General features: G+C 34.7%; 17 protein-coding genes, 1 tRNA gene and 1 pseudogene. 7 read left to right on the forward strand and 12 right to left on the reverse strand.

Annotated elements, in window-relative coordinates; translation table 11 throughout:
• Positions 1–4 precede the first annotated feature (4 nt).
• From tnpB to C7Y47_RS14020, 4 genes are all read right to left on the reverse strand, one after another.
• Positions 5–286 carry an IS66 family insertion sequence element accessory protein TnpB gene (tnpB, locus tag C7Y47_RS14005; RefSeq protein ID WP_142509335.1) on the reverse strand — a complete coding sequence of 94 codons (282 nt, stop codon included), beginning with the start codon at positions 284–286 and terminating at the stop codon, positions 5–7.
• A gap of 471 nt (positions 287–757) precedes the next feature.
• Positions 758–1345, reverse strand: a complete 588-nt coding sequence (locus C7Y47_RS14010) for a hypothetical protein (protein ID WP_142509336.1) — start codon at positions 1343–1345, stop codon at positions 758–760.
• Positions 1346–1364: 19 nt separating this feature from the next.
• A complete protein-coding gene (locus C7Y47_RS14015) occupies positions 1365–1727 on the reverse strand; it encodes an RNase A-like domain-containing protein (protein ID WP_142509337.1) in 363 nt (120 codons plus the stop codon).
• Positions 1728–1797: 70 nt separating this feature from the next.
• On the reverse strand, positions 1798–2925 hold the full coding sequence (locus C7Y47_RS14020) for an RNase A-like domain-containing protein (protein WP_142509338.1): 1128 nt from the start codon (positions 2923–2925) through the stop codon (positions 1798–1800).
• A 1114-nt stretch (positions 2926–4039) separates the two neighbouring features.
• On the opposite strand from C7Y47_RS14020, the gene C7Y47_RS14025 reads away from it, so the two are divergent.
• A complete protein-coding gene (locus tag C7Y47_RS14025; protein ID WP_142509339.1) occupies positions 4040–5509 on the forward strand; it encodes a DUF7309 domain-containing protein in 1470 nt (489 codons plus the stop codon).
• Positions 5510–5572: 63 nt separating this feature from the next.
• Here the strand turns inward: C7Y47_RS14025 and C7Y47_RS14030 are convergent, their stop codons facing one another.
• Together C7Y47_RS14030 and C7Y47_RS14035 are read right to left on the reverse strand one after the other, a co-directional pair.
• Positions 5573–6013, reverse strand: a complete 441-nt coding sequence (locus C7Y47_RS14030) for a cell wall hydrolase (RefSeq protein ID WP_142509340.1) — start codon at positions 6011–6013, stop codon at positions 5573–5575.
• Positions 6014–6143: 130 nt separating this feature from the next.
• On the reverse strand, positions 6144–6695 hold the full coding sequence (locus C7Y47_RS14035; protein ID WP_142509341.1) for an ECF transporter S component: 552 nt from the start codon (positions 6693–6695) through the stop codon (positions 6144–6146).
• Between the two features lie 190 nt (positions 6696–6885).
• On the opposite strand from C7Y47_RS14035, the gene C7Y47_RS14040 reads away from it, so the two are divergent.
• The 3 genes from C7Y47_RS14040 (at position 6886) to C7Y47_RS14050 (ending at position 9672) form a co-directional block, all read left to right on the forward strand.
• On the forward strand, positions 6886–7734 hold the full coding sequence (locus C7Y47_RS14040; protein ID WP_142509382.1) for a pyridoxamine kinase: 849 nt from the start codon (positions 6886–6888) through the stop codon (positions 7732–7734).
• 137 nt (positions 7735–7871) lie between these two features.
• Positions 7872–8165 carry a hypothetical protein gene (locus C7Y47_RS14045; protein ID WP_142509342.1) on the forward strand — a complete coding sequence of 98 codons (294 nt, stop codon included), beginning with the start codon at positions 7872–7874 and terminating at the stop codon, positions 8163–8165.
• A 313-nt stretch (positions 8166–8478) separates the two neighbouring features.
• Positions 8479–9672 carry an alpha/beta hydrolase gene (locus tag C7Y47_RS14050; RefSeq protein ID WP_142509343.1) on the forward strand — a complete coding sequence of 398 codons (1194 nt, stop codon included), beginning with the start codon at positions 8479–8481 and terminating at the stop codon, positions 9670–9672.
• A gap of 76 nt (positions 9673–9748) precedes the next feature.
• Here C7Y47_RS14050 and C7Y47_RS14055 read toward each other — a convergent pair whose 3' ends face one another.
• Positions 9749–10087 carry a CHY zinc finger protein gene (locus C7Y47_RS14055; RefSeq protein ID WP_142509344.1) on the reverse strand — a complete coding sequence of 113 codons (339 nt, stop codon included), beginning with the start codon at positions 10085–10087 and terminating at the stop codon, positions 9749–9751.
• 29 nt (positions 10088–10116) lie between these two features.
• Positions 10117–10636: pseudogene (locus C7Y47_RS14060) on the reverse strand (DinB family protein).
• A 117-nt stretch (positions 10637–10753) separates the two neighbouring features.
• Between C7Y47_RS14060 and C7Y47_RS14065 the strand changes: the two are divergent.
• The gene (locus C7Y47_RS14065) at positions 10754–11251 is read left to right on the forward strand and encodes a GNAT family N-acetyltransferase (RefSeq protein ID WP_142509345.1); all 498 of its coding nucleotides are present in this window, start codon (positions 10754–10756) and stop codon (positions 11249–11251) included.
• Between the two features lie 85 nt (positions 11252–11336).
• On the opposite strand, the gene C7Y47_RS14070 is transcribed toward C7Y47_RS14065, so the two are convergent.
• The 4 genes from C7Y47_RS14070 to C7Y47_RS14085 form a co-directional block, all read right to left on the reverse strand.
• Complete coding sequence (locus C7Y47_RS14070) at positions 11337–11621, reverse strand: hypothetical protein (protein ID WP_142509346.1); 285 nt, start codon at positions 11619–11621, stop codon at positions 11337–11339.
• A gap of 553 nt (positions 11622–12174) precedes the next feature.
• Complete coding sequence (locus C7Y47_RS14075; protein WP_255505177.1) at positions 12175–12477, reverse strand: hypothetical protein; 303 nt, start codon at positions 12475–12477, stop codon at positions 12175–12177.
• A 78-nt stretch (positions 12478–12555) separates the two neighbouring features.
• A complete protein-coding gene (locus C7Y47_RS14080) occupies positions 12556–12729 on the reverse strand; it encodes a YvrJ family protein (protein WP_016993736.1) in 174 nt (57 codons plus the stop codon).
• Positions 12730–12770: 41 nt separating this feature from the next.
• Positions 12771–12841, reverse strand: a tRNA-Cys gene (locus tag C7Y47_RS14085).
• A 506-nt stretch (positions 12842–13347) separates the two neighbouring features.
• On the opposite strand from C7Y47_RS14085, the gene C7Y47_RS14090 reads away from it, so the two are divergent.
• The gene (locus C7Y47_RS14090) at positions 13348–13932 is read left to right on the forward strand and encodes a sigma-70 family RNA polymerase sigma factor (protein WP_142509347.1); all 585 of its coding nucleotides are present in this window, start codon (positions 13348–13350) and stop codon (positions 13930–13932) included.
• Between the two features lie 3 nt (positions 13933–13935).
• A complete protein-coding gene (locus tag C7Y47_RS14095; protein ID WP_142509348.1) occupies positions 13936–14136 on the forward strand; it encodes a hypothetical protein in 201 nt (66 codons plus the stop codon).
• Positions 14137–14202: the final 66 nt, after the last annotated feature.

A 14202-nucleotide genomic window follows, 5' to 3' on the forward strand; every position in this document is an offset into this window, starting at 1 on the left:
ATAATTAAGCATTGTCAGAAGTTTGTTCCAAACAAATCATTCCATAGGATTTCTTCTTTGAAATTTTAAGCGTTCTTTTTAGATAGTTTCCTATGAAACAATTAACCGCATTTTCAAGTTGTTCCCACTCAACCTGTGGGGTAAAACGGTCTTTGCTCCATCCTGAAAATAAGAAAATGGAATCTCTAAACGGATCTAATTCAAAAGAATCCTGAATGAGTATAGAGAGACCATCAATACCTTTACGGATGTAGACATTCTGCACGCCTGTAAAATCATGCATCATCGTTTGTTCAATCCTTCAGGATCGTTTGGATGATGCGCTTATCTCACCATTAAAAGAAGGAAATTTCAGCACTAGTTGTTTTAATGATGCAGCTCGGCTCTAGAGAATTTTGTGGTGAAGTTGTTGCTGAAGAGTTATTAGTGATGATAGGATCTAGTGTCATAGGGACAATTTTTAGTTTAGTAGTTGATATAAAGAAGCACCTCCTTAAATTGATATATTTATCGTACAGGAGGTGCCTGGTTGTTTATATGTGTTATTTGAATACGGGCTTACAATTGAAAAAGAATAACAATAAGAATAAATAAATTTTTATATTCGATAAACTTGTTTAATCAAAAGTATTATAGAATTAAGGTTAGGATGAGATAGGCTTTATGAAGTCTACTCGAAATGAAAAAACTAACTATTTCGCACCCCGAAAGTTCATACTTATGGTGTGTGAGAGGTCAGCTAGCCTCATATCATTAATTATGACAAACTCTTCATAACTTCTTGAATAAAAGAATCTCTATATTCAGAGTCAAAAATATAAACACCTTTTTCATGCGAAATTTGAAGTATCTCTTCAATCTTTGATTTATCATTCTTTTTAAAGGCTTGTTCTACATACTCCAAATCTTGCTTGAAATGTTGAATAAATGTATCGCCTTCTCTTTGAATATCGATAGCTAAAAATGGATATGATAGTGATGTTTTTGTTGGGATTATTATAGTTTCAAACATATATTTTAGACTTTCTAATGGAATATAAGAAATATCTTTTTTTAATTCGAATTTTTCAATAATAGGTAAAATTTCATTCACAAATCTTTGCATATGCTCAATATCAGATAATTTCGTACCTTCTAAATTGCTGTTCACAATAATTTTTTTTACTATTTCAAATTGATTTTGCTCTAACAAATTTTTTATATATAAAATTTCTTCTTTGAATTTAGTTCTTTCCTCTTTACTTAATTTTCGGTGATCAATAACTACATCTTCTATCAACTCCCAGCCAATACCCGGGATAAAATGTGCGTCTATAAAATACTTTATTTCTTCTATAACTATCATATTTAGCGACTCCTTTTAGCTAGTATTCAATTAATGGTGCAGAAAAAATTATATAAAATCCTTCGTCATGCAAACCAGACTTTTCTAAAATGAGGTAACTCTTTGTTAAGTCAGTATATTTTTGCTTGCTCTTCTTTGAAATACCATAGCCTATAGGGAATTGGTGAGTGAACTCTAATCTCATACGTCTATGTGATTCACCGGGATCTTGCCATATCCATTCTGCGATTTCTTCGCTATGCATCACTAAATTTTCATTTATAGCCTTTATTGCAATATCTCGACTATAAAAACACGTAATATCAGTAAATGTAATTCTTAATTTTCTTTCAAGTTCTTCATCCGTCAATTTACAAAACATTACTTCATTGTTTGATATCATTTTTTTTCTCCCTTTAAAACTGATTAAAGAATATGTTAATAAATAAAACATAAAACTTCAACGGTTGTAATTATTTTTTCACTATAGGGTAACTGGTATATACAATAAAACCATATTCATTACTATTATCTTTTCTTAACACTACTTTTCCTGTATCAAGTTTATCAACATGTTTATATGTTTTCTTTTTTGCATCATATATGTATCCATCCCCTAAAGAGGTAGTAGACTTATGTTTCCCTGATACAAAATCTTTATTATTAGAGCTCTTTAACCAAGAGGCAATTTTATCTGCTTCTTTATCTAATACATTATTTACAAATTCATTCATAACTTTTGTACTACTAAATCTACTTGCACCATCTCGAGCATCGGTTTTAGAACGATATTGTAATTTTTCGTCAGTTATATTAAGATGTTTGTCTTTTGTATGTCCACGATCTTTACCTTCAGAAGCGTTAATAAGTCTTTTCGTATCATCTATATCCATTTTTCGGATTTTTGCAGCAGATGTTTTAACTAAAGCATCCGTTAATTTTTTTGCAGTAGATTTATTTAAACTAAATTTGTCTATAATTACATCAGCAAATTTTTTCAACTTGCTAACACTCGGTCCAGGAACTAAGTCAACTAAAGCCAATGCAATATCTGCAACCTTTGATTTAGGGTCTACGATTGTCTTATAAACATTATAAATGTCTTTTGCAGTGCCAACTCCAGGGATAAAATCAGTTACAATATCAAAAACAGTTCCTGCAATATCCAGATATTTATCTTTTGAAGATTTAGCCACAAATAATTCTCTTGATTTCCCTGAAATTTCCACGGTATCTAACGATGCTGTTCTCACACCGTCCATACTATTGAGATTGTTAAGTGTAATCACTGAACTACCAAGGCTAGAGGAATCAACACTATAAAAAATTTGATAACTAGTATCTGATCTAATATTAGTTGGATTGTTCGAAATTGAATTAGATTGTCTGTTAGTAATTTGTGATCTTACACCATTTTCTAGTGCAGATTTTGATTTAGTTATAACTTGTTTAGGATTTTGTTTACTACCTTTAGAAGAATTACTAGTGTTTGAGTTTGATTTTTTTTCTAAGGCAATGTTCCTCATGACTTTTGTCATTTTGTTTGTGTCAATACCATATGTACTAATTTTTTTACTAGGACCGGGAATACTTCGAACCATATACAAAACCACCTATAATTTATTTTTTTACAATTTTATTACAAAAAATAGTATATGTTACCAAGGTTGGGTTAGCAAATTATTTTTGTGTATATAATTTTGTATATTAAGCAATTTTATTCTCTTTTAGGTATAAATGTTAAGAAATAAGAATATATAAACTTTTGAGAAAATATGTAATTATATGACAAGTGTAAGGGCTTTTGGATATGGGTTAGAAATAAATAAGGAGTCTAATGGTGTGAAATTCTCCCTTAGACATCGTGACAAAGGATTTATTATTTATTTAATGAATAGGACATTTAAATCTTACATAATAATTGGCAGATAGTTCGTTGGTGCATCAATCCTAGGAGTGAAAATACTTACATTTAAAATTGGATATAAACTTCCAAAAAAAGAATGCACATTATGATGCAATTATGCAACTACAACAATCGGGATGAATTAAAGCCGACGGAAAAAGGAAGCTTCAATCTAATGATAGGGAATTGTTGGATTTTCATAAGAACGAAATAATAGAAAAGGAAATAGAATTCGAGTACGAGGATGAGTGACTTTTTTTAAATACTATTAAATGACGAACTAAAATTCACAAAAACACCTTTCTTAAATGTAATTTTTATAAACACAATAAAGCGCTGTTACTAGACAACTTATGGTGTTTTTCACAATTTACACTGCAAGTATTGAGGTGTGTAACAATTGGTGAGAAATGGATTTTGAAGTATTGCAGAACAGACAGGTTGTTAGTAGAGTTAATAGAGAGTGGTTTAATAGCTACAAAGTAGAAATGTTTAACTTCTTTCAGCAGAAATCTCCCGCCTCTGTAGGTGGTGAGATGCTGTACCTGTTGATACGCTTTCGGTACAAAAGATATTTGCTAAAAGAAGTTAAAGTCTCTGGTGGATGTCACGGAATCGGAAAGGAGTTAATAACGGCTAACTACCTGCGTCGTGCAGGCCTAAGCACAAGGCCGATTCTGGACGCATCTATGCCGAGGCATAATTGATTGAAGAGATAGAGCAAGTGATTATTGCTCTAGTGTGTGAATGTAACGTAAGCCGTAACTTCATTAGCATCACTTGAACAAATAGAAGAAGGAGGTTAAACAATGATACAGTTGCATATTGAAAGTCAGAAAAACCCAAAGATTTATCGAAAGTTATTGTTACCGAAGAACAGTAGTTTTTCCTTGCTAGATGAAATGATATTACTTAGCTTTGATTTGGATGGGGCGGACTATTTTAATTTTGAAATGGTTAAAAAAGATGGACGGGAATCTAAAGAAAAGATTTGTTTTTTACCTAAAAATGATACGGATTTAGATACAGATGAAGAGGTAGTTGACGAATGGCTTAGAAAATCCGGTGATGAAGCCATTGCACATATAATTGATAATAGTGAATCGTTTGTTATTCGATTAGAGAGCAATGAGGATTTACCGATGAACTGTGAAACCCTTTTATGTATTGCGGGAGCAGGCAATATTCATACTGGTAACATGGACAAGATTGATTTGGAGGAAATTAATGAACGGATAAGGGAGGATGAAGAGGCAAATAGTTTACTAGAAAACCTAGAGCCAGATTATCTTACTTTATTGGAGCTTACAAATTACCTGAAAAAACTAAAGCCATGGCAATATTTTAGTGATGATGAAGTTGTTGGCATTCATTTTGCAGATGTAGATTACAAAGTACTTGTTTCTGTTATGGGAGCGGGTGGTGAAGAGTTTGGGTTAATGATTTTTGACATGGAGCTTGGCTATCATAGCTTAGCTAACATTCTTTATGAGAAAAATTTATCGAGCGATTTCTCTTATGGTTTAAATGCTTTAACTGTGAATTTTGTTGATAGGGAAGAGTTAGACCTAGGAGATTATCTATTAATTAAAGATAATGGACTGTCGTATAGAGGGAAGAAGAACTGGATTCAGTTCCGTAGCTATCTGGAGGGAACGCATCCTGAAAGACCAGATTATTTAGAGGTAGAGCTATTAATTGATGTTATAAGTAGGATGATTAATATTACAGAAGCTCGGAAGGATGGCTGGGAATATCCGCAGCTAGCTGCACATCAATATCCAATGTTTAAAGTACAAATGGATGGTGAGTTACAAGAGATCTATATTTTGCAAATAAATATGCCAAAGCCAACGTTTGAGTGCTATGAGGAAATTTCGATGTTTGAAAAAGCCAAATATAAGAAAAAGCCTAAAAGCGCGTTACAAGTAGAATATGATGTATTTTACATGCCTTTTGGCGTAGAATCGGAAGAAACGAGCCGCACTGTTTATCCGATTGCTGGTATGCTTGTAGAACGAGGAAGCAATTTGGTTATTGAACATGAATTGTTCCCGATGCCTAAAACGCCACCAATTACACAAGGTGTGTTATGGGCATTTTTACAGGGCTTAGATGTAAGACCAAGTAAAATATTTGTTTCTAAAGAGTTAAGTCCGATGCTTCAACCACTAGCAAAAGTTGTAGGGGTGGAACTTGTAGAAAGTGAACTTCCTTGCATTCGAGAAGTGAGACAATTTATGAAAGACATGTCAATGGATTTAATTGAAGAAAAGTGAATAAGCAGACCACACAAAATCCCACTGAAAAGTTGACTTTTCAGTGGGATTTTTTTGTTATACCTATCCTTGATAAACACTTTCACATGTATCAGGTGCTGGTTCATAGAAGCAATGATTTTTAAATTGACCAGTAAAAGGTTGACCGTACCATGTTGGAGGACATGGTGCGTATGGATTGAAATACCAAAGTGCGTATTTCGCTGGATGATCTCGCCAATAATCCAGCGTCAGTTTTGCTAATCTTCTTTCATTAGGTCGCGCCCTTTGGTAAAACATATTGCCTTTTTGAACAGCTTCAAAAGAATAATTTCCTCCCTGTACCTGATAAATAACATCATTAATCGTTCTTAAATCTTTAAAGTCTGGACATTCTGCTATCACACGATTCACAATAACATTGCCAACATATAGCATTCCTTGGTTTCCTTCACCTACCGCTTCTGCCCTCATCATCCTTGCCACTAGGTCAACGTCGGAATTTATATACTTTACTCTTGGCATTTTTTCACCTCCACCATATAGTATGAAAAAAAGCCTTCATTATTGTCATTTGAAATTCTAATAATAGTTTTATAATTGAAAAACACGCCATCGATGCTGTCGGCAAAACAGTAAGATGGCGTGTTTATTATTAGAAATTCTTTTTGAAGTACGGTGTTTTTTTCATCACGATACATACTGGAATCGCGATCATTAAGCCGACAACGTTTTGAATGACGTCTCCTGGAATGGATGCCATAGGGGCAACCCAGCTTTTGAACATAATCGCTTGCCCGATATAGTAAACTCCCATCATCACGGGCATAGCAACAACGGCTGCTAAAATGTTTAATCGGATGTCGTCGCCTTTATGTCCTTTAGACCAAGCGATTTTCCCAACGATGGCGCCTTGTAATGCGCGGGAGATAATTGTAGTTGGCGCCCAAATTAACCAACCACCTACGATATCGAATAAGCCCATTCCGATTGCTCCAGCAAGTGCCCCTTTTTTAGGACCAAATAAAATTGACGTGATCAAAAGCATGGATGTTCCTAGGTGAATAAGTCCACCTTGCCCGAATGGTAGCTTTATATTAATAAACATTGTCGCGACGAAAACAAGTGCTGCAAGAATGGAAGTAATGACTAAATCAAATGTTTTCGTGCGTGGTTTTGTATAGGATTGACTTTGTATATTTTGCATTTGCATGTCCTCGCTAGGATGAATTTTTTAATAATTTTTACTTTAGCAAAGGACTGACTATCGTAAAAGTGCCAATTTGATAAAAAAAGTAAAGGTCAGTTTGTTTTTCTATAAGGGAGTGCATTTTCGCATCTAGCTAATTATGATACGATGAGAGAATACAAGCAGGATTAGTTAGGTGGAGAGTATGATGAAAAAAGTTGCTGTAATTCAGGATATGTCATCCTTTGGGAAGTGCTCGTTAACGGCTGCGATGCCTGTGCTGTCAGTGATGGGTGTTCAGGCGGTGCCATTACCAACTGCAATATTAACCGCGCAAACAGGGTATTCAAGTTTTTATTGTGAGGATTTAACGTCAAAGATGGACTACTTTGTGGATGAGTGGAGCAAGCTTGGAGCAACCTTTGATGGTATTCACACAGGTTTTGTGACAGGGAAGGAGCAAATCGATAATATCTTTCGGTTTTTAAACGTCTTCCACTCGAGTGAAACAACGCTGCTTGTCGATCCGGTAATGGGCGATTTGGGTGAGGTTTATAAAATGTATACAGGCGAGTTGCTTGATCGTATGAAGGCGCTAGTGAAATGTGCAGATATTATTACGCCAAATATTACAGAATGTTGCTTGCTTACGGGTTTGTCATACGAGAAGTTACAGAGCTATCAAGACGATTCAGATTATATTCAGGCGATAGAGGAAGCGGGCCATCAGCTGCAGCAGGAAACTAAAGCGAACGTTATTATTACCGGTTTGAATCCGCCGCCAGCAGATGCGAATAAGCGTTATGTAGGCAATATGTATGTCGATGCACATCGTTCGTTTTCTAGCATCCGAGAATACAACGGCGAGAGCTATTCAGGAACAGGTGATTTGTTTGCATCCGTCATTATGGGTGGCATGATGCGCGGACAGGATTTAGTTGAGTCGATGAAGCTTGCCGAGACGTTTTTGGCTGCTTCAATTGAAGCGACATCAAAAGCGCAAATTCCACGTGAAGCAGGCGTGAACTTTGAAACGTTTTTACGAATGCTGCTTTAGCAATGTCAAGGTTTTTATAACTGCGTTGTGACATGGATATTCATCAGTTTATTGAAGGTAACGCCTGTGCGAATTGATAAGGGATGGATTTTTAGTAAACAGGTAATAATGAAAATCATGAATTAGGGAGGTGTATAATGGATTCAATTAGATATTATGTAGTGCAAGTAGATAATCGCTATTACCAGGGGGAAATTGACCTTCTTACATTTACGGATGATGAAGAACAAGCCTTTGCGTTTACGGATATTGTGGCGGCAAACGAATTGGCTAGTGAGGTCAATGGAATCGTCCTGACAAGAGAAGTCAGTTATAAGGAGCTAGAAGACTTTTCAGCACAATATCTGGTTGAGTACGAAGCATTGCCAAAAGAAGAGCGTGACACGATAGAATCATTTTGTAGGGAGCTTAGTATAGGAATGTTTGAATAAATGCCGAATCGAATCTTTTCGGCTCTTTTTTATGCAGTTTTTGACTGAGCTTAAGCATTCTACCCTTCTAAAACATGGCACTTTCTCAATTTATTGAATGAAATAGTGAACAGCCTGTAGCCAAGATTAATGGTTACGGGCATTTTTTGAAATATCAAGTATGATTTATGCGTGTAGAATTAACATGTCGTGACAAAATTGAAACTACTAGATGAACTTGGGGCTGCATGTTTAAATGGGAATGATAATAACATATCGTATGTGTTAAACCATTGCACGGGTGAAGTTCTTTAGAATAGGGGAGGTTTTAAAAATGAATCGGACAACAAATTGGCGACCTAGAGGTTTTCTTCAGTGGCTACTCACAATCCTCTCTGTGATAGTATGTTTTATTATTATTATAGTGGCCTACTATATTTTTAATCCGAGTAATATGGATAAAATAATGAGTCTACTTGCATGGGGAGTTTCTATATTTCCGATTATTCTAGTAGTTACAGCATTAATATTAATAGTTTTATTAGCTCTTTCTTTTTGGAAGAAAACCTTAATTGCTCTTACAGTGTTATTTCCTATTTTGTTGTTATTAATGTTTTTAACTGTGCAGCCAATTAGTAATATGAAAAGCTATGCTAAAAGCGAGAATGTATCGGTTGCTCTTAGTTCACATTTTTTCTATAAACAAAATATCTCAACAAAGCCTAGTGTAGATGTGGTGTATGGGAAAACTACGGACGGCATTGAACTAAAGCTTGATGTGTGGCCAGCGTGGAAAAAATCAGAGGATGTTTTAACACCTGTCATTGTTCAAGTGCATGGGGGTGGTTGGGTAAGTGGGGATAAAGGCCAAGTGCAAGACTGGAATCAGTGGATGAATGATCAAGGGTACACTGTTTTTGATGTCCGATATCGTATGCCTCCTGAAGCAGGTTGGAAAGATGAAGTAGGGGATGTTAAATCGGCGATTGGTTGGATCGTGCAAAATGCAGATACGTATAAGATTGATTCGAATAGAATTATTTTAATGGGAGAGTCTGCTGGGGGAAATCTAGCTATGCTTGCTGCATATAGTATGGGAGATAAGCATTTACCGCCATCAACGGATGTTCCGGATGTACCGATCAAGGCAGTGATTAACATGTATGGGCCGTCAGATATGACTGCGTTTTACAACAACAATCCAAGTAAGAGTTATGTCCAAGATGTTATGGGTAAGTACATTGGAGGTTCACCATCCGATTACCCTGAGCGTTATAAGATGCTTTCCCCTATAAGCTATATCCAGGAACATACGCCACCAACTATTATGTTTTTAGGGACGGGTGATCGTATTGTTCCTGTAGAGCAGGCAAACGTCTTGGATGAGAAACTGACTACAAGCGGTGTAGCGCATGAACTTTATCTTCTTCCAAAGGTCGATCATGGCTTTGATGCAAATCCAGGTAGTTTGAGCACGCAATTTGCCAAGGAGAAAGTAAAAGTATTTCTTCAAAAATATAATAAATAATCATTACGCGTAGCTCCTGTTATGGTAATAGGAAAAGCCTTTGAAGGAATTAATCATTCTTCAAAGGCTTTTATAATTAGAAAGTACATGTAGGATTATTATTATCCGTCTCAAAGTATATATGAAAATGCTTATTGCAATTTGGATTGAAAAGAGTATGACAATGTTTACAGTTTGTGTGATTCATATATTCATGAATCGTTAGTTCACTTTTACATACACCACAAAATATTGCCTTTTCATGAAAGTCCTCTTTCTTCCATGGCTGAATTTTATGATTTGAATTTTCCTCATGACATTTATAGCAAGGATAATACTCCCCACAACATTTAAATTTAATTGAAATGGTATCTTGCTTTTTAAAATAGTGCTTACATCTTCCTTGATCATCAATAACATTTCCTAGAATCTTCATATGTCAAACCTCTTTTCATCTTAAAACGCTTAAAAATGATGCTTTTCATGGATGGCAAGTAGCTGGATAGATTGAATAAGGTTAGGGTAGTGAGCAATGGGATCTGGAAAGATAATATGCCCGGCAATATCGTCTTCAATATTTTTTACTAATTCTTGCATTACACTCGTTTCGTTTACTAGTAATTATTCGATTTCGTTGCTGCTTAGCGTAAAACGAATTTTAGAGGGAGGCACTAATATTCCTGGAGCTCTCATGCCGCTTCCTTTTTTGTTTTTATATTCCTCGTATATATCATGTATTTCTGTAGCGAAAGGCTTGTTTCTTCGCATTTTTGCGTAAGGCGTCAGTAGTAAGGAAAACTTTGTTGCTGTTTTCAGCATTTTTAAGATTAGATAAAGGTGATAGAAATGTTCACCGATAGACCATTTTTCTTCTTTTTCGCGGTGCCATAGTTGTTCCTCTTGGAGTGAATGAATGCCAAGGTACGTTGTGAATTCGCTGCTCTTGTAATAGATGAAAATGATGCGCCATACTGTTAGATTTCATATTTTAGCCTTCTTCATTGTACTGTTACTTCCATTTTAGGAAACTATCTTGCAGAAGTACATAAAATACTATTAAGAATTGGCGATAAAAATGGAAAGTATCGTAGGAGGGATAAAAATGAATAGTAGACTTTTAATAGCTGCAGATGCTGAAGCCTATCGGAATTTAAGATTAGAAGCGCTACAAAATAATCCTGAAGCATTTGGCTCTAGCTTTGAGGAGGAAAAGGATAATCCGATTGAGCTGTTTGCCAGCAGATTTGAATCTCAGGGCTCTTTTACGTTAGGGGTTTTTGATCATGAACAATTAGTGGGCGTTGCGACGTTAGTGCAGGAAAGTAAGCTTAAGTTAAAGCATAAAGCGAGTATCTTTGCGGTGTATGTTTCTCCGAAAAAGCGCGGGCTTGGTATTGGTAAGCGTTTAATGGTCGAAGTAATTAACAAAGCGAGGGAGTTAAAGGGAATTGAACAGCTTCATCTAACAGTTGTATCAACGAATGCTTCAGCAAAAAGACTGTATTCTTCTTTAGGGTTTGAGGTATTTGGAGCAGAGAAAAGGGCATTAAAAATAGATCAGCAATATTTTGATGAGGATTATATGGCTTTGTATCTATAACTTATTTCAGTGGATGTTTGAACAGCCATTGAAATAAGCTGAAGCGAAAACTCCAAGAGCTTTTACCCTTGGAGTTTTTTTATTTTTATGGCGTGGTCCAATGAAACAATAAAAATAAAGCAATGATTAAAATAATGACAGCAATCGTAAAAGTGACGTAGCTACTAGCATTACCCGTTTTATTTTTCAGTAGTTTTAAGCTCAGTACTATATTGATGATTGATAATGGGAATACTAGCCAAAATCCTAAATTGCCTAAGAGTTCAATTTGAATTGGTACATGGTTGTAAAAATAATTATAGGTGATACCTAAAGCAAGTAAAATTGCCAGCACAATATTGACCTTTGCAATTTTATTGTTGCTAATCATAATTGCCTCCAATCGATCCCTTTATAGTTGTATAGTATGCTTAAAATAAAAATCTGGATAAAGCATGTAAGCTTCCAAGATTTGATCACATTCCTTAGTTTATCCATCTGAATATTCAGTAAAATGAATGTATAAATCTTTAGTTTCTAGGACCTATTCTTCCACCTTTCGTTAACCAATGCCAACATATCTCGAAAAACTTTACCTTTTCTTGTAGTAAATAAGGAAAGCCAATAAACAACCAATACAAAAAAGCAAGAACCAATACACCGGTTAATATACTGTTCATTTGTGTTGCAATAAAAATGCTAAGGAACATAATAAGAAAATATAGTACAGCAATTCTCCTGTAGGCTATCATAAATTTCCCCTCCCATTATTTACAATCATACAGAAGAGATAACCTTTTTGGCAATTAATTACATGCTGGTCAAAATAAAAAGTGAAAGAAAATAATACACCCACCAACGCGAGTTAGTAGGAAATCAAGCGTAAGTCAATTACCTGCACAATAATAAATATAAGCGTTAAATATGAAAAGCAATAAAAGCTGTTACGCATCCGTTGGCTTAATAGATTTAGCTTTTCCTTTTTTAAAAATTCCTAAAAGAAGAAGCACAAGTCCAGTTAAAAATAGAAGTGGAAACATGACCATCATTAGTGCGACCGCCGCAAACCCCTCACCTTCATATCTCCCATACAGAATAGAAACAACCCCTGAGAATAAAGGAGCAATTACTAACATCATAGTTATTCCCCAAATTATATATTTCTTTTTATTCGATTTACCAAGACTTATCATAATAGCTATTCCTAGTACTAATACTAATCCTAAAGCAACTAATACAATTCCCAATTTAGACCCTCCCACCCTTCATTTAAATTTTAGCAGATGTTTGAACACCCGCCATTAATTTTTCAATTTCTATGTCGTTCACCCTCCTTTTTTGTAATTAAGTGATTTAATAACTTCCGATAACTCCATGATGACCGCTTCTAATTTATCTATTTTCCTTTCAAAGCGAATGAATAGATAGACTGTAATGGCAATAGGGAATCCAAAATTTCCTATTAGGCTAATCCAAATTGGAACATTTTCTGGTGTCATAATGTAAATCACCCTCCCTCTTACTCCAAATTAGTAATATAAGGTGATACTCGGATTCGAACCGAGGATCCAGGTTTTGCAGACCCTTGCCTTACCGCTTGGCTATATCACCAAAATTGTAACCGTACTATGTAAAGAGGATCCTTCTGTAATAAAAACAACCTTCCTGTAAAAAAAATTATTTTGTCATGGTTTCCATTTCTTATGTTTTAGACCTCTTTAAGGTCTCTAAGATGAAATATGATATAACGGAATATTCAAGCGAGGAATGTCACTATTGTGTTAGGTTAAAGGAATGGTTACAAGAAAATAATATTACGTATGTCAATAAGATATTAATGAAGAGCACGTATTAAAGGAGTTTAAGCATTTTAATAGTAGTGCTATCCCATTTACTTTAATAGTCGCTGATCATAAAGCGGAGAGAATTATTGGTTATCAGCCAGAAAAAATAAAAGCTATTTTAGATATTTGAAAGAGTTGGATTAAATCACCTTTTTTGTATAAAAGGTGTTTTTTTTATTCTTTTTAAGAACATTTGTTCTTATTTTGATTTATAATATAGATACAACATTCACTTTAAATAGAAAGAAGGCGGAAGTATTGGAGGGAAGTTAAATGGAGAAACAAAAAATAGAGGAATTCTTCTATAGAAATAATGCGCAGGTTAACAATCCAATCATAAAAAGCTTTTTGTCGGATTCCAATAATCTTTATTTGGTGCAAAAGGCGATCTTATATCCAACCGAACAAAATAAGAAACTTGTCGATGAATCTTTCCAATCTCACTATATAAATGTTAGGAAAATCAAATATGTCAGTAATTTAATTTATTTTTTTAGCTTAGATTTTGATAAAAAAAGGAGAAGGCTACAAAATCGTGCTCTATTAATATTAGATAAGGGCTTATCAGAAGAAGGTGGCACGACCGCGAAAGAGCTAATAGAAGATGCAAGCGTTGAAATTGAACTGGATCATATAGTTGATGGAGGATTATTTGACAATATTGAAGATGAACTGCTTTTAAAGTCTTTGCAAAAACTAACGGTTAAACAACTTCAAATATTAGAGATGATTTATGTAAAAGAGTTTTCTATAAAAGAAATAGCTCACACATTACAAACTACACCGCAGAATATATCAAACCTTCATAGGAAGGCTTTAAATAAACTCAAAACTACACTCAGCAAAAAGGGGGAATAATATATGGCGATTTTAGAAAATCAATACAATGAAGATACGCTAACGATTATAGAGAATTTCATACCGAAAATAAAACAATGTTTGCACAATACAGACTTTCAGGAAAGGGAAGACTTGGAACAAGAAATTAAATTAAAAATTATAGAGAAGCTGGCAACAGTAGAATTTCAAGATGCACCTAGTTTTTGGGATTTTTTCTCGTGAACTTTATACCCGGTTATTCCGGGTGGCTACCCGGCAACCTAAATTCCAACACCTTGAAATAAAAAA

The organism is Lysinibacillus sphaericus (assembly GCF_006864135.1).
Classification (GTDB): Bacteria; Bacillota; Bacilli; order Bacillales_A; family Planococcaceae; genus Lysinibacillus.